General features: G+C 73.6%; 17 protein-coding genes. 5 read left to right on the top strand and 12 right to left on the bottom strand.

The genetic code is table 11. From position 1 onward, the window contains the following. Positions 1–4 precede the first annotated feature (4 nt). The 7 genes from IE99_RS0108830 to efeU all read right to left on the bottom strand — a co-directional run bounded on the left by IE99_RS0108830 (position 5) and on the right by efeU (position 9,256). Positions 5–1,351, bottom strand: coding sequence for an FAD-dependent oxidoreductase (locus IE99_RS0108830; RefSeq protein WP_425423806.1), 1,347 nt, complete (start codon positions 1,349–1,351; stop codon positions 5–7). Between the two features lie 49 nt (positions 1,352–1,400). Continuing rightward, the gene (locus IE99_RS0108825) at positions 1,401–2,228 is read right to left on the bottom strand and encodes an SAM-dependent methyltransferase (protein ID WP_030166475.1); all 828 of its coding nucleotides are present in this window, start codon (positions 2,226–2,228) and stop codon (positions 1,401–1,403) included. An 89-nt stretch (positions 2,229–2,317) separates the two neighbouring features. Next, positions 2,318–3,814 carry an amino acid permease gene (locus tag IE99_RS0108820; RefSeq protein ID WP_037558943.1) on the bottom strand — a complete coding sequence of 499 codons (1,497 nt, stop codon included), beginning with the start codon at positions 3,812–3,814 and terminating at the stop codon, positions 2,318–2,320. A 123-nt stretch (positions 3,815–3,937) separates the two neighbouring features. Next, on the bottom strand, positions 3,938–6,025 hold the full coding sequence (locus tag IE99_RS0108815; RefSeq protein WP_030166469.1) for a 3-hydroxyacyl-CoA dehydrogenase NAD-binding domain-containing protein: 2,088 nt from the start codon (positions 6,023–6,025) through the stop codon (positions 3,938–3,940). Further along, a complete protein-coding gene (locus IE99_RS0108810) occupies positions 6,022–7,224 on the bottom strand; it encodes a thiolase family protein (RefSeq protein ID WP_030166466.1) in 1,203 nt (400 codons plus the stop codon). Before IE99_RS0108810 ends, IE99_RS0108815 begins: the two co-directional genes overlap by 4 nt. A 248-nt stretch (positions 7,225–7,472) precedes the next feature. Continuing rightward, complete coding sequence (locus IE99_RS0108805; RefSeq protein WP_030166463.1) at positions 7,473–8,279, bottom strand: RNA polymerase sigma factor; 807 nt, start codon at positions 8,277–8,279, stop codon at positions 7,473–7,475. 128 nt (positions 8,280–8,407) lie between these two features. Then, positions 8,408–9,256: an iron uptake transporter permease EfeU gene (efeU, locus tag IE99_RS0108800; protein WP_030166460.1), complete on the bottom strand. Its 849-nt coding sequence runs from the start codon at positions 9,254–9,256 to the stop codon at positions 8,408–8,410. Positions 9,257–9,370: 114 nt separating this feature from the next. Here efeU and efeO point away from each other — a divergent pair, with 114 nt between their 5' ends. Next, positions 9,371–10,507 (top strand): iron uptake system protein EfeO, encoded by a 1,137-nt coding sequence (gene efeO / locus IE99_RS0108795; RefSeq protein WP_030166457.1) that lies wholly within the window; start codon positions 9,371–9,373, stop codon positions 10,505–10,507. Then, the gene (gene efeB / locus IE99_RS0108790; RefSeq protein ID WP_030166454.1) at positions 10,504–11,736 is read left to right on the top strand and encodes an iron uptake transporter deferrochelatase/peroxidase subunit; all 1,233 of its coding nucleotides are present in this window, start codon (positions 10,504–10,506) and stop codon (positions 11,734–11,736) included. Before efeO ends, efeB begins: the two co-directional genes overlap by 4 nt. Here efeB and IE99_RS0108785 read toward each other — a convergent pair. Further along, entirely contained in the window at positions 11,733–12,134 is a 402-nt protein-coding gene (locus IE99_RS0108785) for a BlaI/MecI/CopY family transcriptional regulator (RefSeq protein ID WP_030166451.1), read from the bottom strand. The two genes, efeB and IE99_RS0108785, sit on opposite strands and share 4 nt — an antisense overlap. 82 nt (positions 12,135–12,216) lie before the next feature. On the opposite strand from IE99_RS0108785, the gene IE99_RS0108780 reads away from it, so the two are divergent. Both IE99_RS0108780 and IE99_RS0108775 read left to right on the top strand, forming a co-directional pair. After that, complete coding sequence (locus tag IE99_RS0108780) at positions 12,217–13,134, top strand: M56 family metallopeptidase (protein WP_030166449.1); 918 nt, start codon at positions 12,217–12,219, stop codon at positions 13,132–13,134. A gap of 188 nt (positions 13,135–13,322) precedes the next feature. Continuing rightward, entirely contained in the window at positions 13,323–13,685 is a 363-nt protein-coding gene (locus tag IE99_RS0108775) for a hypothetical protein (protein WP_030166446.1), read from the top strand. Positions 13,686–13,704: 19 nt separating this feature from the next. On the opposite strand, the gene IE99_RS0108770 is transcribed toward IE99_RS0108775, so the two are convergent. From IE99_RS0108770 to IE99_RS28975, 3 genes are all read right to left on the bottom strand, one after another. Continuing rightward, positions 13,705–14,943: an HRDC domain-containing protein gene (locus IE99_RS0108770; RefSeq protein WP_051712343.1), complete on the bottom strand. Its 1,239-nt coding sequence runs from the start codon at positions 14,941–14,943 to the stop codon at positions 13,705–13,707. Positions 14,944–15,052: 109 nt separating this feature from the next. Then, positions 15,053–15,619: a DUF3000 domain-containing protein gene (locus tag IE99_RS0108765; protein WP_030166439.1), complete on the bottom strand. Its 567-nt coding sequence runs from the start codon at positions 15,617–15,619 to the stop codon at positions 15,053–15,055. A gap of 124 nt (positions 15,620–15,743) precedes the next feature. Then, on the bottom strand, positions 15,744–15,962 hold the full coding sequence (locus IE99_RS28975; protein ID WP_037558942.1) for a hypothetical protein: 219 nt from the start codon (positions 15,960–15,962) through the stop codon (positions 15,744–15,746). A 262-nt stretch (positions 15,963–16,224) separates the two neighbouring features. On the opposite strand from IE99_RS28975, the gene hemE reads away from it, so the two are divergent. Next, complete coding sequence (hemE, locus tag IE99_RS0108755; RefSeq protein ID WP_425423811.1) at positions 16,225–17,244, top strand: uroporphyrinogen decarboxylase; 1,020 nt, start codon at positions 16,225–16,227, stop codon at positions 17,242–17,244. A 7-nt stretch (positions 17,245–17,251) separates the two neighbouring features. On the opposite strand, the gene IE99_RS0108750 is transcribed toward hemE, so the two are convergent. Further along, positions 17,252–18,139, bottom strand: coding sequence for a DUF4349 domain-containing protein (locus IE99_RS0108750; protein ID WP_051712294.1), 888 nt, complete (start codon positions 18,137–18,139; stop codon positions 17,252–17,254). Positions 18,140–18,177: the final 38 nt, after the last annotated feature.

Genomic DNA, 18,177 nt, shown 5'->3' with positions numbered 1-18,177 from the left:
AGGTTTATTTCGGCGGCCGACAGGCGTCGCACATCGCGTCCCAGCGGGCGAGTTTGACGCGCTCGCCGCGTTCCAGCGCGCGGGCCAGGGCGATCTCGGCGGCGTCCAGGTTCAGCCAGTCGGCGTAGGTGACGACGGGCAGGCCCCGCGACTCGATCAGGTCGTCGATGCTCCGCTTCGGCGGTGTGGAGGCGCCCGCCAGGTCGGCGAGGAGGTGGGTGACGGTCTCGGCGGCGTCGGACTTGTTCGTGCCGACCACGCCGGTGGGGCCGCGCTTGAGCCAGCCGGCGACGTACTCGCGGGGGACGGGGGCGCCGTCCGGGCCGGTGATCCGGCCGGCCTCGTTCGGGACGGTGCAGGCGCGCTCGTCGAACGGGACGCCGTCGAGCGCGACGCTCTTGTAGCCCACGGAGCGCAGGACCATCCCGACGGGGAGGGTCTCGAACTCGCCGGTGCCGGTGACGCGGCCCGCCTCGTCCAGGCGGGTCCTCTCCAGCCGGAGGCCCTCGACGCGGCCGGTGCCGATGATCTCGACGGGAGCGCGCCAGAAGCGGACGTCGATGCGGCGGGGGCGGGCGGGGGGCTCGGCCGTCCAGCCGCCGAGGACCTTCACGTTGCCGCGCACGTGCCGGTCGCTCTCGGCGAGGGCGGCGCTGGCCGGGTCGAGGTCCATGTCGGCGGGGCTGACATGGATGCCCGCGTTGGCGAGATCGCCCAGCTCGCGGGCCTCCTTCGTGGTGAACTTCGCCTGCGCCGGGCCGCGCCGCCCGATCATGTGGACGCGCTTCACGCGGCTGCGGGAGAGGGCCTCGATGACGTGCTCGGGGACGTCGGTGTCGCGGAGCTCCTCGGCCGTCTTGGCGAGGATCCGGACGACGTCGACGGCGACGTTCCCGACGCCGATCACCGCGACCTCCTCGACCGACAGGTCGAAGTCGTGGTCGGCGGCGTCGGGGTGCCCGCAGTACCAGTTGACGAAGTCGGTCGCGGCGACGCTGCCGGGCAGGTCCTCGCCCGGAATGCCCATGTGCCGGTCGACCATGGCGCCGGTCGCGTAGATCACGGCGTCGTAGCAGTCGAGGAGGTCCGCGCGGGTGATGTCGCGGCCGAGCTCGATCCGGCCGAGGAACCGGACGGCCGGGTCCTCCAGCACCTTCTGCAGGTACCGGGCGATCGACTTGATCGACTTGTGGTCGGGCGCCACCCCGTACCGGACGAGCCCGTAGGGCGTGGGCAGCCGGTCGAGGACGTCCACTCGCACGTTCCCGTCGGTCTGCTTCACGAGCGCCTCGGCGGCGTACAGCCCCGCCGGACCCGAACCGATGACCGCGACGCGCACAGGATTGACCATGCGGGACATTGTGCACACGGAGCGCGGCCAAGCATAGTGACGCCGGTCACTACGGCTTGCGCGCGACCCCCGCCCACAGCGGCACCTCGCGCGGCTGCTCGCCGTCGGCGGGGTCGGGGCGCCAGAACGGCGGCGACACGATTCCCGGCTCGACGAGCTCGAGGCCGTCGATCAGCTTCGCGACCTCGTCGCGGTCGCGGGGCCGCGCCTTCTGCACGGCGTTCTCGTTCCACATCCGGAACGCCTCGGCGACCTCGGGCCCGCCGAGCTCCGCGGTCGCGTGGGTGAACGCGAGCCAGCTCCCGGACGGGACGGCGTCCAGCAGCCGCGTGATGATCGCCCGCGCGTCGCCGAAGTCGTTGACGAAGTGCATCAGGCTCATCAGCGAGATCGCGACCGGCCGCTTCAGATCGAGGGTCTCGGCGGCCTGCGCCAGGATCCGGCCCGGTTCGCGCAGGTCGGCGTCCAGGTACGCGGTCGCGCCGGCGGGGTTCGAGTCGAGCAGCGCGCGGGCGTGCGCGAGGACGACCGGGTCGTTGTCGACGTACACCACGCGGGCGTGCGGGTGGACGGACTGCGCCACCTGGTGGACGTTCGGGTCGGTCGGCAGGCCGGTGCCGATGTCGAGGAACTGGTCGATGCCGTGCTCGGCCGCGAGGAACGCCACGGAGCGGCGCATGAACGTCCGGTCCGTGCGGACCATGGCGACGACGTGCGGGTTCGCCTGCTGGATCTGGCGGCCGAGTTCCCGGTCCACCTCGTAGTTGTCCTTGCCGCCGAGCCAGAAGTCCCAGACGCGGGCGGAGTGCGGGCGGGTCGAGTCGATCCGGTCGGAGGGGGCGGGCCCGCCGACGGGGGCCGAGGTGTCACCGGTCATGCCTGTCACCGTCCTTGGTGGGGGAGCTGGGCGTGCCGTCAAGATCGTATGACGGCGGACGGTGCAGAAGGCAGAGAAATGACGAGATCTCAGCTTTTTTCGGAAACTTGCGTCGCGGCGGCGATGCGCACGCGGCTGTGCCGATACCCGTAGCCCGCGTAGACGAGGACGCCCACCAGCATCCAGGCGAGGAACCGCAGCCAGGTGTCCACCGGCAGGTTGATCATGACGAAGAGGCAGGCCAGCACCGACAGCGCCGGCACGAGCGGGACGAGCGGCGTCCGGAACCCGCGCGGCAGGTCGGGACGGGTGCGCCGGAGGATCACCACGCCCGCCGACACGACCACGAACGCGAACAGCGTCCCGATGTTGACGAGCTCGGCGAGCTTGCCGAGCGGGATGAACCCGGCGAGCAGGGCGACGATCACGCCCATGATGACCGTCGACCGGTAGGGCGTGCCGAACCGGGGGTGGACGGCCGCGATCCAGGGCGGGAGCAGCCCGTCCCGGCTCATCGCGAAGAACACCCGGGTCTGCCCGAGCAGCAGGATCAGCACGACCGTGGTGAGACCGGCGACCGCGCCCACGCTGATGATCGTCGCGAAGGCCGGCCTGCCGACGGCCTCGAACGCGTCCGCGAGCGGCGCGCCGGTGCTGAGCTCGGTGTACCGCTGCATGCCGACGACGACCAGCGACACCGCCGCGTACAGGATCGCGGTGACGACCAGGGAGCCGATCAGCCCGATCGGCAGGTCGCGCTGTGGCCGCCGGGCTTCCTCGGCCGCGGTCGCGACCACGTCGAAGCCGATGTAGGCGAAGAACACGATGGCGACCGCCGCGAACACGCCGAGCCAGCCGTAGCTGACCGGTGTGATCCCGAACAGCACCTGCATGAGCGGGGCGTGGCCGCCCTCCACCTCGGGCGTCGACTTCGCGTCCGGGATGAACGGGCGGTAGTTCTCGCCCTTGACGTAGAACAGTCCCGCGACGATCACCAGCAGGACGACCGCGACTTTGATCGTCACGACGACCGCGTTGACGCGCGACGAGACCTTGATGCCGACCAGCAGCAGCGCCGTCACGGCCAGGACGAGGCCGATCGCGAGGACGTTCACCACCCCGCCCTGCTCGCCGGGCGGATTGACGATCTCGGCGGGCATCGTGACGCCCATGTCGGCCAGCAGGGCGGACGCGTATCCGGACCAGCCCACCGACACGACGGCCGCGCCGAGCGCCAGCTCCAGGATCAGGTCCCAGCCGATGATCCAGGCGGGGAACTCGCCGAGCGTCGCGTAGGAGAACGTGTACGCCGACCCCGCGACCGGGACGGTGGAGGAGAATTCGGCGTAGCAGAGCGCCGCGAGCCCGCAGACGGCGGCGGCGAGCAGGAACGAGATCGCGACCGCCGGGCCCGCCTTGTCCCGCGCGACCTCCCCGGTGAGGACGAAGATGCCCGTCCCGATGATGACGCCGACGCCGAACACCACGAGGTCGAGCGCGGACAGGTCGCGTCGCAGCCGGTGCTCGGGCGCCTCGGTGTCGCGGATCGACTGCTCGACCGACTTGGTGCGCAGCAGATGCTTCATCGGAGCTCCTCGTCATGGTTCGCCAAGCCCATGCCCGAAATGCCCCCGCCTATGATCGCGGTCCGGTAACGACCGCGCGCCCCCGGACGGGTCCGGGGGCGCGCGGTGCGGGTCGCGACGGGGTCAGCCCGCCAGGGACGCGACTCCCGGCTTCAGGAACCGGGCGCCCGCCACCTTCTCGGACACGCCGGCCCGGTCCAGGTACGGGGTGATGCCGCCCAGGTGGAACGGCCAGCCGGCGCCGAGGATCATGCAGAGGTCGATGTCCTCCGCGGCCGCGACCACGCCCTCGTCCAGCATGATCTTGATCTCCTCGGCGAGCGCGGCGAGGGCGCGCTCGAGGACCTGCTCCTCGGTGGACGGGTTCGTCCCGCCGGAGAAGATCTCCACGACCTCGGGGTCGACGGTGAAGTCGGGCAGGTAGACGCCCTTCTTCCCGGCGGCGACGAGCTTCGCGAACTTCTCCGACAGCGGGAAGCGGTCCGGGAACGCGCCGTGCAGCGTCTCGTTGACGTGCAGCGCGATCGCCGGGCCGACCAGGCCCATCAGCACGAACGGCGGCATCGGCAGGCCGAGCGGCGCGGCGGCCCGCTCGGCCGTCTCGATCGGCGTGCCCTCGTCCACGGTCTGGATGATCTCCGCCATCAGGCGCAGCAGGACGCGGTTGACCACGAACGCGGGGGCGTCCTTGACCAGCACGCAGGACTTCTTCAGCGCCTTGCCGGTGGCGAACGCGGTGGCGAGCGCCGCGTCGTCGGTCCGCTCGCCCCGGACGATCTCCAGCAGCGGCAGCACCGCGACGGGGTTGAAGAAGTGGAAGCCGACGACCCGCTCGGGGTGCTTCAGCTTCGACGCCATCTCCGTCACCGACAGGGACGAGGTGTTGGTCGCGAGGACGCAGTCGGCGGAGACGTGCTCCTCGACCTCGGCGAACACCTTCTGCTTGACCGACATCTCCTCGAAGACGGCCTCGATGACGAAGTCGGCGTCGGCGAACGCGTCCTTGGTCAGGGAGCCGCCGATGAGGGCCTTGAGCCGGTTCGCCTTGTCGGCGGACACGCGGCCCTTGGCGAGCAGCTTGTCGATCTCGCCGTGCGCGTAGCCGACGCCCTTGTCCAGGCGTTCCTGGTCGAGGTCGGTCAGCACGACCGGGACCTCCATGCGGCGCGCGAACAGCAGCGCCAGCTGCGAGGCCATGAGGCCGGCGCCGACGACGCCGACCTTGGTGACCTTGCGGGCCAGCGCCTTGTCGGGCGCCCCGGCGGGCTTGCGCGCGCGCTTTTGCGTCAGGTCGAACGCGTACAGGCCGGCGCGGAGCTCGTCGCCCATGATGAGGTCGGCGAGCGCCTCGTCCTCGGCGGCGAAGCCCTCGTCGCGGGTGCGGTCCTTGGCGGCGGCGACGAGGTCGAGGGCGCGGGTGAACGCGGGGGCGGCGCCGTGCAGCTTGCCGTCCACGGTCCAGCGGGCCAGGGCGACCGCGTCGTCCCACGCCTTGCCCTTGTCGACCTCGGGACGCTCGACGGCGGTCTCGCCGGTGAGGACGCGGGCCGTCCAGGCGAGGGACTCCTCGAGGAAGTCGGCCGAGTCGAACATCGCGTCGGCGATGCCGAGCTCCAGGGCCTGCCGGCCCTTGAGGGTGCGGTTCTGCGCGAGGGGGTTCTCGATGATGACCTTGAGGGCCTTCTCGGCGCCGATCAGGTGCGGCAGCAGGTAGGTGCCGCCCCAGCCGGGGACGAGGCCGAGGAACGTCTCGGGCAGCGCGATCGCCGGGACGCCCGCGGACACGGTCCGGTAGGTGCAGTGCAGGCCGATCTCGACGCCGCCGCCCATCGCCGCGCCGTTGTAGTACGCGAACGAGGGGACGTCGAGCTCGCCGAGCCGCCGGAACACGTCGTGGCCGAGCCTGCCGATGGCGGCCGCGTCCTCGCGCCTCCCGATCAGCGGGACGCCCTTGAGGTCGGCGCCGACGGCGAAGATGAACGGCTTGCCGGTGACGCCGACGGCGACGATGTCGTCGCGGGCGGCGACCTGGTCGATCGCGGCGTTCAGCTCGGCGAGGCCGTTCGGGCCGAAGGTGTTCGGCTTGGTGTGGTCGAAGCCGTTGTCGAGCGTGATCAGCGCGAGGGTGCCCGCCCCGTGGGGCAGCCGGACGTCGCGGACGCGCGCGTGCGTCACGACCTCGTCGCTGAAGATCGAAGCGATGTCGCTCACTTGGCGCCCTCCCAGTTCACGTTCTCCCACAGGACGGTCCCGCCCATGCCCATGCCGACGCACATCGTCGTCAGGCCGTAGCGGACGTCCGTGCGCTCCTCGAACAGCCGCGCCAGCTGGTTCATCAGCCGGACGCCGGACGAGGCGAGCGGGTGGCCGACGGCGATCGCGCCGCCCCACGGGTTCACGCGCGCGTCGTCATCGGCGATCTCGAAGTGCTCCAGGAACGCCAGCACCTGGACGGCGAACGCCTCGTTGATCTCGATGAGGCCGATGTCGTCCATCGTGAGGGAGTTGCGGGCGAGCAGCTTCTCCGTCGCCGGGACGGGGCCGACGCCCATGACCTCGGGCTCGACGCCCGCGAACGCGAAGTCGACCAGGCGCATCTTCGGGGTCAGCCCGAGCTCCGCGGCGACGTCCTCGGCGGCGAGCAGGCACGCGGTGGCGCCGTCGTTCAGCCCGGCCGCGTTCCCGGCGGTCACGTTGCCGTGCACGCGGAACGGGGTCTTCAGCTTGGCGAGGTCGTCGGTCGTGGTGCCGGGGCGCGGCGGCTCGTCCTCGGTGGCGAGGCCCCAGCCCTTCTCGGCGGAGCGGATCGCGGTCGGCACCAGGTCCGGCTGGATCCTGCCGGCGGCGTAGGCGGCGGCGACCTTCTGCTGGCTGCGCACGGCGTAGGCGTCCGCGCGCTCCTTGGTGATCGACGGGAACCGGTCGTGCAGGTTCTCGGCGGTCGAGCCCATGACCAGGGCGGTCGGGTCGACGAGCCGGTCGGCCAGGAACCGCGGGTTCGGGTCGACGCCCTCGCCCATCGGGTGGCGGCCCATGTGCTCGACGCCGCCCGCGATGACGACGTCGTAGGAGCCGAACGAGATCCCGGCGCCGGACGTGGTCACGGCGGTCATCGCGCCCGCGCACATGCGGTCGACGGCGTAGCCGGGGACGCTCTTCGGCAGCCCGGCCAGCACGGCGGCGGACCGGCCGATCGTGAGGCCCTGGTCGCCGGTCTGGGTGGTGGCGGCGATCGCGACCTCGTCCACCCGCTCCGGCGGGAGGGACGGGTTGCGGCGCATGAGCTCGCGGATCGCGCGGACGACCAGGTCGTCGGCGCGGGTCTCCGCGTACAGGCCCTTCGGGCCGGCCTTGCCGAACGGCGTGCGTACGCCGTCGACGAACACGACGTCGCGTGCGGTGCGAGGCACGGATCGTCCTCCCTGCGGTGGATGGGGTCGCGATGGTGTCGAGCCCCGCGCCGGCCTCGCCGGTGCGGCGCGGCCGGGCACGGGTACCCGCGGCAGCGAGGCTACTCGCTGGTAACACCAAATGCTACTCGTCAGTAACCACTGACGAAGGGACCCCGGTCCGCGCTCACCCCCGCGGCATCCGGACGATGATCGAGAGGCCGCCCTCGGCACGCGGCTCCGTCTCGGCGTCGTCCCCGTGCAAGCCCCTACCCGCGCCAGCACACGTAGGTGACGCTCACCGACCCGCCCGGCGCGAACGCGACCGCGCCGTTCCCGCCGCCCGGCAGGAAGCACAGCACGGCCGGGCGCACCGTCACGGTCACCGACGCCGACCTCCCGGCGGCCAGCCTGCCGCCGCCCGACGCCTCGACCCGCCCGCTGGTGGAGGCCACCGACCACCGCACCGGACCGCCCCGCGCCGTCACGCGGATGGAGCACGTCCGGGGGAGGGCGGCGACCCGTACGCCCCGGCACGCGGACCCGTCCAGCGACAGGCGCCCCCTGGCCGCCGGCCTCGGGGTCGCCTTCTTCTTCGGCTTGGCCGAGGGGGAGGGCTTCGGCGCCCGCTTCTGCGGAGCCGGCGGGGCCGGCGCGGACGTGGAGACCACCGCGGGCGGGGGAGCCGCGACCGGCGGGGGCCCCTCTCCGGTCGAGTCGAACAGCACCAGGACGCCGGCGGTGAGCGCGGCGCCCGCCATGATCCCCGCCACGACGAGCCGGCCCCGCACGCGCATGGGCGCCGGGCCGCGCCCCTCGTCCCGCACCCGCTCGTAGAGCCAGTCGCGGAACACCCCGTCGTCGGGCACGTCCTCGGGACGCTCGGCCACCCCGACCAGCGCCGCCTGCACCCGCTCGACGGCGGCCTCGGGATCGCCGACGAGCTCCTCGGCGTACCGGATGAGCTCGGGCGCGTACACGTTGTAGACCTGGCCGACCGCCCCGGGCCGCCGTTCCCGGAGCGCCTCGACCAGCCGGAAGTCCTCGTTCAGCGGAGGCGCGGTTCGGCTGGGCATCCCCGGATTATCGCCGCCCGCCCCGCCGAAGTGTTCAGCGGAAAACCAACTCCCCGGGCCCCTCCTTTATCAGCGGGGCGCGAATTCGCGGCCGTCCGCGCCGCGTTCCCGGGCGGCGGCGCGCGTCCTCAGGCGGCCTCGGGAGCGACGGCGCCGGGGGTCCGCGGCCGCGAGGGGCGCAGGAACAGCACCATGACCGGGACCAGGTAGGCGATCCAGACGGCCAGCTGGAGCCAGGTCACCGACGGGGTGAGGTTGCAGACGCCGTGCAGCAGCGTCTGCGCCCACTGCCCGGGGTCGCCGTACCCGGCGAAGAACTCCGCCGGACGCAGGGCGACCGATTGCAGGCCGGGGAGCACGTCCGCCTCCTGCAGGTCGTGGAAGCCGTAGCCGATGACGCCGGCGGCCACCACGATCAGCCCGGCGCCCGTCCAGGTGAAGAAGCGCTTCAGGTCGAGCCGCAGCCCGCCCCGGTAGAGCAGGTAGCCGAGCGCCACCGCGGTCGCCAGGCCGAGCAGCGCGCCGATGATGGGCGTGCTGCCGGCGTTGGAGTTGCTGGTGTTGATCCACAGGAACAGGGCGGTCTCCAGACCCTCGCGCCCGACCGCCAGGAAGGCGACCACGGCGAGGGCGACCGGCCCGGCGTCCAGCGCGCCGGCGAGCCTGCCCTCCAGTTCGGCCCTGATGGAGCGGGCCGCGGCGCGCATCCAGAAGACCATCCAGGTCACGAGACCGACCGCGATGATCGACAGCAGCCCGCCGGCGAGTTCCTGGACCTTGAAGTGGTCCTCCTGGGCGACCAGCAGGTTCAGGACGAGGGCGAAGCCGGCGCCGGCGGCGATCGCCGCGCCGATGCCGGCCCACACCGGGACCAGCGCGTCCCGGCGTCCGGTCTTGACCAGGTAGGCGATGAGGATGGTGACGACGAGCGCCGCCTCGAGCCCCTCGCGCAGGCCGATCAGGTAGTTGCCGAGCATCGCACCGTCCTCCGCCGGGGTGGGATCACCGTCACAAAGTTCTACAGGTGAGTAAAAGTAAGGTTAGCATTGGCTAACTTTCTCGCCCCGGACGCAGTCGTTGGAGACCGGAACATGCGCATTCCTTCGCACAGCCTCGCCCTGACCGGCGCGGCGGCCCTGTCGATGTCCCTGCTGGCGGCGTGCGGAGGCGACGACGGCGAGCCCGCCGCGGGCGCCGCCACCATCACCGCGGGCGACGACAAGTGCGAGGTCGGCAAGAAGGACTACACGGCCGGCGTCAACCAGTTCACGGTCACCAACACCGGCTCCAAGGTCACCGAGGTCTACGTCTACGCGCCCGGCGACAAGATCGTCACGGAGCGGGAGAACATCGGCCCCGGCACCCGCGTCTCGCTGGTCGTCCAGCTCAGCGCCGGCAAGTACCAGATCGCCTGCAAGCCCGGCATGGTCGGCGACGGCATCCGGCAGGACATCGCGGTCACCGGCGTCGCGCAGAAGGGCGTCGACCCCCGCGTCGAGAAGGCGCTGACCGAGTACAAGGCGTACGTCATCGAGCAGACCAACGCGACCATCGCCGAGACCGAGAGGTTCGCCGGCGCGTTCAAGGCCGGGGACGTCGGCCGGGCCAAGGAGCTGTACGCGTCCTCGCGCATCGGCTGGGAGCGCATCGAGCCGGTCGCCGAGTCGTTCGGCGACCTGGACCCGCGCGTGGACGCCCGCGAGGCCGACCTCCGGCCCGGCGAGAAGTGGACCGGCTGGCACCGCCTGGAGAAGGCCCTGTGGAAGACCGGCTCCACCAAGGGCGAGGAGCGGTACGCCGACCAGCTGCTGAAGGACCTGGGCGAGCTGAAGACCAAGGTCAACGCCGTGCGGCTGGACCCGCCGATCACCCAGACCTCGATGACCAACGGCGCGAAGGAGCTGCTGGACGAGGTCGCCACCGGCAAGGTCACCGGTGAGGAGGAGGCGTTCTCCCACACCGACCTCGTCGACTTCAGGGCCAACGTCGACGGCGCCTTCAAGGTCTACGAGCTGCTCCGGGCGGTCGTCCAGGAGCGGGACGCCGCCCTGGCCAAGGACCTGGACGAGGGCTTCACCAAGGTCCAGGACGCCCTGAAGAAGCACGAGAAGGGCGACGGCTACGTCTCCTACGACACCGTCGGCAAGGCCGACCGCAAGGTCCTCGCGGACGCGGTGAACGCCCTCGGCGAGCCGCTGTCCAAGCTCGCGGGGGCGGTGGCGAAGTGAGCGGCGCCGGGCTGTCCCGGCGGCGGATGCTCGGGTACTCGGGGGCCGGCCTGCTGGCCGGCGCCGCGGCCGGGGCGGGACTGGACCGGGCCGTGTCCTCGCACGGGGACGGCCGGTCCCCGGGCACCGCCATCGCGTTCCACGGCCCGCACCAGGCCGGCATCGCGACCCCCGTCCAGGACCGGCTGCACTTCGCCGCCTTCGACGTCGTCACCGACGACCGCGCGAGGCTCGTCCGGCTGCTCCGGGACTGGACGGCCGCCGCGGCGGCCATGACCGAGGGCCGCGAGGTCGGCGGCGGCGCGACCGGCGGCGTCGCGGTGGCCCCGCCCGACGACACCGGCGAGGCGCTCGGCCTGCCGCCGTCCCGGCTCACCCTGACGATCGGGTTCGGCCCCACCCTGTTCGAGAAGGACGGCAAGGACCGGTTCGGCATCAGGGAGCGCCGCCCCGCCGCGCTGGTCGACCTCCCGCACTTCCCCGGAGACGCCCTCGACCCCGACCGCAGCGGCGGCGACATCGCGGTCCAGGCGTGCGCGGACGACCCGCAGGTCGCGGTGCACGCCGTCCGGAACCTGGCGCGGATCGGCTTCGGCGTCGTGGCCGTCCGGTGGTCCCAGCTCGGCTTCGGCAAGACCTCGTCCACCACGCCCGACACGCAGACCCCGCGCAACCTGTTCGGCTTCAAGGACGGCACCGAGAACATCGCCGGCACCGACGCGGCCCTGCTGGAGCGGCACGTGTGGTCCGCGGCGGCGGACGGCGCGGACTGGATGGCCGGCGGCTCCTACCTGGTGGCGCGGCGCATCCGGATGCACATCGAGACCTGGGACCGGACCTCGCTGCAGGAGCAGGAGGACATCTTCGGCCGGGACAAGCGCGAGGGGGCCCCGGCCGGTCTCTCCCGCGAGCGCGACACGCCGGTGCTCGGTCGCATGAAGCCGGACGCCCACGTCCGGCTCGCCCGTCCTGAGACCAACGGGGGCGCCCGCATCCTGCGGCGCGGCTACTCCTTCACCGACGGCACCGACGGGCTCGGCCGGCTGGAGGCCGGGCTGTTCTTCATCGCGTTCCAGCGCGACCCGCGCAAGGGCTTCGTCCCGATCCAGCGGTCGCTGGCGGCGGACGCGCTGAACGAGTACATCCAGCACGTCGGGTCCGGCGTGTACGCCTGCCCGCCCGGCGTCCGCGGCCCCGGCGACCACTGGGGCCGGACGCTGTTCGCCTAGGGCAGGTCGTCGGGCTCGCGGAGCAGGTCGCGCAGGACCTCCTCGTCGCCCGGGTCGAGGGCGCCGACGAAGCGCCTCAGCACGGACGCCCGGTCGTCCTCCCCGGTGAGCAGGCGGTTCATCCGGTACGCGGTCAGCCCCGCCGCGTCCGCCACCGCCTCGTAGCGGTACGCGCGCCCGCGCCTGCGGCGGGCCGCGACGCCCTTGCGGTGGAGGCGGGTCAGCGTCGTCACGACCGTGCTGTAGGCCAGCCCGTCGTCGGCGAGGCGCTCCATCACCTCACCGGTGGTCAGCGGCCGGTCGGCCTCCGCCAGCACCGTGATGACCTGGGCCTCCAGCTCCCCCGAGCGGCGGCGCGGGGTGCGGTGCCCGGGTTCGTGCGGAGGGTTGCGCGTCATCCGAGAACTCTAGCCATCACCCGGCGCGGCGCCGGCGCACGGTGATGCCACACTGGTGTGCCGCCGAATGTCAGGAATGACTGTGTTCGATCATTTTGTCTGGTCCGTGCTCGTCGTCCCGCTCCTGGTCGTCGCCGCGGCCGCCCTGCTGGCCGACCGCCTGACCCCCGCGGCGGGCGCCTCGGCGCTGGCCTGGTCGGCCGCGGGCGCCGCGCTCGCCGGCACCGTCAACCTGGCGGCGTTCACGGTCGCGGCGGCCGTGCAGATCCCCGCCGTCGCGGAACGGTTCGGATGCTCGTCCCAGACGGTGGCCCGCGACACCGCGAACGTCCCGTGGGTGCCCTGGGTGTCGGCGGCCCTCCTGGCGGGCTCGGTGGCCGCCGCCGCGCGCGTCCGGCGCCGCCACCGCCGGGGCCGCGCCGCCGCCCGCGAGTTCGCCGGACTGCCCGGCGGCCAGGTGGTGGTGGTCGACAGCGCCGCCGTCGACGCGTTCGCGGTCCCGGGCCGGCCCGGCCGCGTCGTCGCCACCACGGCCATGCGGGCGGCGCTGGACGACGACCAGTTCGCCGCGCTCGTGGCGCACGAGCGGGCGCACCTGGACGCCGGGCATCCCCGCCTGGTCCTGCTGGCCGAACTCGCCGGCGCCGCGCACCCGGCCCTGTGGTGGGTCGCCTCCCGCGTCCTCTACCTGATCGAACGGGCCGCCGACGAGCAGGCCGCCGGCGCCGTCGGCGACCGCCGGACGGTGGCCACGGCCATCGGAGCCGCGGCCCTCGCCGCCTCCCGAGCGCCGGCGGCACCGGCCCCCGCCCACACCTCCTTCGCCCGCCCCCGCCGGGGCGCCATCCCCCGCCGCGTGGGCGAACTGCTGACGCCCACCCCGCACCGCCTGACCTGGCTCCTCACCGCCCCGGCGCTCCTGGCCGCCAGCTCGCTCGTCTGGACCGGCGAAGCCGTCTACGACCTCCTGCAACTCCTCCACCAGGCCCACACCAGCTGAACCGGCCCCCGGACACCCCGCGGCCTACGCGGGCGTCGCTGGCGCCGGATGAAGCGCGGCCCGAGTTCGCTCGCGGGGCTGTACCCGGCGGCGCGGGCGGCGCCCGCCGAGGCTCTGGTCAGGGTGTGACGGGACGGGGCATGATGGGGCCGACGACGTTCCGTCCCGGGGGAGGTGCCCAGTCCGCCATGCCGGTGCCACGCCCGCTGCGCGAGCGCTGCCGCGAGTTCCTCGGGATCGACGGTGAGATCCAGTACATCTTCCCCGCGATGGCGTACGGGGGCGGGGCGGGTTTCGTGTTCGTCGTCACCGACGACCAGATCTCCGTCATCTCCACCGGGTCGCTGGGGCGCGGGACGCCGAAGAGCGTCTGGGGCAGCTACCCGCGCGGGACGCGGATCGGGCCCGTGGAGGCCGGGTCCGGCGCGTCGTTCGAGTTCGCCGGCGCCGTGTTCGAGGTGGACGACGAGTACGTCCCGGTCGTGAACGCCGCCGACACCGAGGTGTTCTCTCGCGACAGCCTGCCCCGGGACCCGCTGCCCGACCTGTGACGCCAGGCCGGCCGCGCGGTCAGGCGTCGCCCTTGACCGCCAGCCGCAGGAACGCCTTCGCCAGCGGCTGCGCCGTCAGCCCCACCTGCCACTCGCGCGCGCCGAGGGCGCGGAGCGCGGCGGCGATCGCGGCGGCGGACGACTCGGCGGGCGGCGACCACGCCAGGCGCCGGACGGAGTCGGGCTGCAGGAGGTTCTCCGACGGCATCGTGTGCTCGTCGGCGAGCGCCGCGACCACCGCGCGCGCGGCGGTGAGGCGCTTGGCGGCCTCCGGGTCGCGGTCGGCCCAGCGGTGCGCCGGCGGCGGGCCGTCGCCCGGCAGGTTCGCCTCGGGCAGGGCCCGGTCGGCCAGCGCACGGGCGCGGGCGACGGCGCGCAGCCAGGCGGACTGGTGGCGGCGGGCGCCGCGGCTGCGCATCGTGGGGAGCGACTGGAGGTCGGCGGGGGTCTTCGGGGGGTTCAGCGCCAGCTCGACGATCGCCGCGTCCGGCAGGACCCGGCCGGGGGACAGGTCCCGTTCCCGCGCGATCGCGTCGCGGGCCGTCCACAGCTCCCGGACCGTCGCGAGCGCCCGCCGGTTGCGGACCCGGTGGATCCCGGACGTGCGGCGCCACGGGTCGGTGCGCGGCGGCTTCGGGGGCGTCGCCAGGATCGCCGCGAACTCCTCCAGCGCCCACTCCAGCTTGCCCGCGGCGACCAGCTCGCCGTGCAGGGCGTCGCGCAGCTCCACGAGCAGCTCGACGTCGAGGGCGGCGTAGCGGAGCCAGTCGTCCGGCAGGGGGCGGGTCGACCAGTCGGCCGCCGAATGGCCCTTCTCCAGCAGGAACCCGAGGACGTTCTCGACCATCGAGCCGAGCCCGACCCGCGGGTAGCCGAGGAGCCGCCCGGCGAGCTCGGTGTCGAACAGCCGCCGGGGGACGAGCCCGACCTCCGCGAGGCACGGCAGGTCCTGGTTGGCGGCGTGCAGCACCATCTCCGCGTCGGCGAGCGCCGCGTCCAGCCCGGAGAGGTCGGGGCAGCCGATCGGGTCGATCAGCGCGGTGCCCGCGCCGGCGCGGCGCAGCTGGATCAGGTACGCGCGCTGCCCGTACCGGTACCCGGAGGCCCGCTCCGCGTCGACCGCGACGGGACCGGTCCCGGCCGCGAACGCGGTGATCACGGCGTCCAGCCCGGTGGCGTCCACGACGACGGGGGGCACGCCCTCGCGCGGTTCCAGCAGCGGCTCGGCCTCCGGCGCGGCCGGCTCCGCGTTCTGCACGCCCTCGCCGGGGCCGGGCGCGTGCACCTCGGACACTCCCACTGTTCCCGTGTTCTCCCCCGCCGCGCTGCTCTCGGACGCTGTTGCCACGCCCTCTACCGTACGTCGCTCAACGGGCCGTTCCGCCGGGGCGGTCCGGCAGGGCGGCGACGCCGGACGGCGGCAGCCCGGCCGTTGTGCACATGACCTCGCACCACGCGGCCACGTGGCCCGCGAGATCGTCGCCGGTCGGGGACCAGGACGCGCGCAGCTCCAGCTCGGTGGTGGACGGCTCGCCGGCCTTGTCGCCGAAGCTCTCCGACACCGCCCGGGTGATCGTCCCGGACACGTTGGCGTAGCCCGCCGGCTCCAGGGCCTCGAGGAGCCAGTCCCAGGCGACGGAGCCGATCAGCTCTTCGGCGGCGATGTCGGGCTCGAGGTCGGCGCGGATGTAGGCGACGACGCGGAACCCGTTCGCCCAGCCGGGTCTCCCGTCGGGGTCGTACAGGACGATCAGCCGCCCCATGGCGACCTCGGTGTCGTCGTCGCGGTAGACGCTGCCGGACAGGGCCGCCGCGTAGGGCGCGAGGCTCTGCGGGGCGGGCATGTCCTCCAGGTCGAGCTCGGGCCGGACGCCGGGACCGGCGAGCAGGTCGCGCAGCATGTCGACGGCCCGCTGGAAGGCCGGTGGGCTCATGGGCGGACCGGCCGGCGCGCTGGGACGGGAAGGGGACCGCCGGTGCCTCGGGACAGCGGCGACGGGAGGCGAGGGAGGGGATGCGGGCACGGCACAGATGTTCTCGTTCCGGGGGCCGCGGCGCTCAGGCGACGGCCCGCTTGACCTGGCGGGGAATGATCCCCGCGCCGCCGGGAGGAGCCGCCTCGCGGGCCGCGACCAGGGCCGGTGCCACCGGCGGCGCGCCGACGAAGACCGCCGCCCCGCATTCCGTGCAGACCCTTTCGGGGCACTCCCCGCCATGCCCGTCCGGGCACGGCGGCTGCTCGAACGCGCGTTCATCGTCGCAGGTGGAGCAGTACAAGGGGGACCTCCCTCGGCTATGACACGGATCACGTTCGCATGAGCCGGTGACAGAATGCGGGACTTCGCTCGGCGTGTCCGGAACTTCGTCCCCCCGTCACACGTTCCGCGCGGCCGGATCGCAGGTCGGCGCCGTGGCCCGCGCGTCCGCGCCGCGATGTTGCGTGTTCCGGTCGCCCCGGTGCGTGAGCGGCGGGCGTCCGTGGGACGATCGCGGGGTGGCTGCTGACGTTGACGAGTCCGGGCTCGCCGCGAGCCCCTTCCTGCTGGCCTGCCGCCGGAAGCCCGTGCCCCACACGCCGGTGTGGTTCATGCGCCAAGCGGGCCGGTCGCTGCCGGAGTACCTGCGGGTCCGCGAGGGCGTCCCGATGCTGGAGTCCTGCACCCGGCCCGAGCTGATCGTCGAGATCACGATGCAGCCCGTGCGGCGCTACGCCGTGGACGCGGCCATCTTCTTCAGCGACATCATGGTGCCGCTCAAGGCGATCGGCATCGACCTCGACATCAAGCCCGGCGTCGGCCCGGTGATCGCCGACCCGATCCGGGACGCGGCGGGCCTGGACGCGCTGCGCCCGCTCGTCCCCGACGACGTCCCGTACGTGACCGGCGCGGTCCGCGGCCTCGTGGGGGAGCTCGGCGCGACACCGCTGATCGGCTTCGCGGGCGCCCCGTTCACGCTCGCGTCGTACCTGATCGAGGGCGGGCCGTCCAAGAACCACGACCGCACCAAGGCGATGATGTACGGGGAGCCGGAGCTGTGGGCGCGGCTCATGGACCGGCTCGCCGACATCACGATCGCCTTCCTGAAGGTGCAGGTCGAGGCCGGGGCGAGCGCGATCCAGCTGTTCGACTCGTGGGTCGGCGCGGTCGCCCCGGAGGACTACGCCGCGTCCGTGCTGCCCCACACGAGCCGCATCTTCGCCGAGATCGAGGCGCTCGGCGTGCCGCGCATTCACTTCGGCGTCGGGACGGGCGAGCTGCTCGGCCTGATGGGCGAGGCCGGCGCGGACGTCGTCGGCGTCGACTGGCGGGTGCCGCTGGACGTGGCCGCCCGCCGCGTCCCGCCCGGCAGGGCGCTGCAGGGCAACCTCGACCCGGCGATCCTGTTCGCGCCGTGGGAGACGGTGGAGCGGCGCGCCCGCGACGTCCTCGCCCGGGGCCGCGCCGCCGAGGGCCACATCTTCAACCTCGGGCACGGGGTGCAGCCGTCCACCGACCCGGACGTCCTGGCCCGCCTCACCGACCTCGTCCAGGAGGCGAGCACCGAAGAGGCGGGCACCTGACGCCGGGTCACGCGCCGTCGCGCGGCCCCGGCCGGTCCGGCCCGCCCGGACGGCGCCGGTTCACCCGCCGCGCGACGACCAGCGCGGGCATCCCGATCAGCGCGAGCGCGCCGAGGAACGGCAGCAGCCAGCCGAGCGCGACGCCGCCGATGCGCAGGGACGTGGTGAACGCGTCCCAGCCGGCCCTCAGCCCGTCGGCGAACGTGCCGTCGCCGCCGGGTGCCGCGGGGGGCTCCTCGATGGTGATGTTCAGCGTCGCGTAGCGGGTGCGCTGCCGCAGCGACTTCTGCCGCGCCTGCAGCGACTCCAGATCGGCCTCGCGGTTCGCGATCTCCTGCTCGATGCTCATGATCTCGCCGACGGTCTTCGCCCGTGCCAGCAGCCTGCGGAAGGACTCCAGCGACGCCTCCGCCGACCGGACCCGGCTGTCGACGTCGGCGACCTCGGCCGTCACGTCCTCCGCGTCCTGCCGCAGCGACACCTTCGTGCCGAGCCGCGTCGTGAAGCCGGGCAGCAGCCCGGTGTACTTCTCCGCGGGGATCTTCAGCTCGAGGGTGGCGGACGGCGGATCGGTCTCGCCCCGCTCCTCCTCGACGTAGCCGCCCGCGTCCGTGGCGAGCCGCTTCGCCGTCTCGGCGGACTTCTCGACGTCCTCGCTCCGGATCTTCAGATGCGCGGTGTAGACGACGGCGCGGGCGGCGGGCGGAGGCGCCGTGACGGGCCGCGCGCCCGCAGGGCCCGCGGACGGGGCGACGGCCCGCGCCGGGCCCTTGGCGTTCTCGTCCCGCATCTCCCCGCTGCTCGCGGTGCCGCCGCCCCCGCCGCTGCACGCGGCCAGCGTCCCCGCCAGCAGGAGAACGGACAGGACACCTGGGACACGCCTGATATTCCGCATGAGGGTCGGACGATGTGTCCCGTGTCACCGTTCCGGGC

The organism is Spirillospora albida (assembly GCF_000718255.1).
Lineage (GTDB): Bacteria > Actinomycetota > Actinomycetes > Streptosporangiales > Streptosporangiaceae > Spirillospora > Spirillospora albida.
This window is presented reverse-complemented; position numbering and strand designations above follow the sequence as displayed.

Excerpts from the sequence above, each read along its gene's own strand:
- IE99_RS0108830 (WP_425423806.1), bottom strand. The coding sequence starts at position 1,351 with ATGGTCAATCCTGTGCGCGTCGCGGTCATCGGTTCGGGTCCGGCGGGG.
- IE99_RS0108825 (WP_030166475.1), bottom strand. The coding sequence starts at position 2,228 with ATGACCGGTGACACCTCGGCCCCCGTCGGCGGGCCCGCCCCCTCCGAC.
- IE99_RS0108820 (WP_037558943.1), bottom strand. The coding sequence starts at position 3,814 with ATGAAGCATCTGCTGCGCACCAAGTCGGTCGAGCAGTCGATCCGCGAC.
- IE99_RS0108805 (WP_030166463.1), bottom strand. The coding sequence starts at position 8,279 with ATGCCCAGCCGAACCGCGCCTCCGCTGAACGAGGACTTCCGGCTGGTC.
- efeU (WP_030166460.1), bottom strand. The coding sequence starts at position 9,256 with ATGCTCGGCAACTACCTGATCGGCCTGCGCGAGGGGCTCGAGGCGGCG.
- efeO (WP_030166457.1), top strand. The coding sequence starts at position 9,371 with ATGCGCATTCCTTCGCACAGCCTCGCCCTGACCGGCGCGGCGGCCCTG.
- IE99_RS0108785 (WP_030166451.1), bottom strand. The coding sequence starts at position 12,134 with ATGACGCGCAACCCTCCGCACGAACCCGGGCACCGCACCCCGCGCCGC.
- IE99_RS0108775 (WP_030166446.1), top strand. The coding sequence starts at position 13,323 with ATGCCGGTGCCACGCCCGCTGCGCGAGCGCTGCCGCGAGTTCCTCGGG.
- IE99_RS0108765 (WP_030166439.1), bottom strand. The coding sequence starts at position 15,619 with ATGAGCCCACCGGCCTTCCAGCGGGCCGTCGACATGCTGCGCGACCTG.
- IE99_RS0108750 (WP_051712294.1), bottom strand. The coding sequence starts at position 18,139 with ATGCGGAATATCAGGCGTGTCCCAGGTGTCCTGTCCGTTCTCCTGCTG.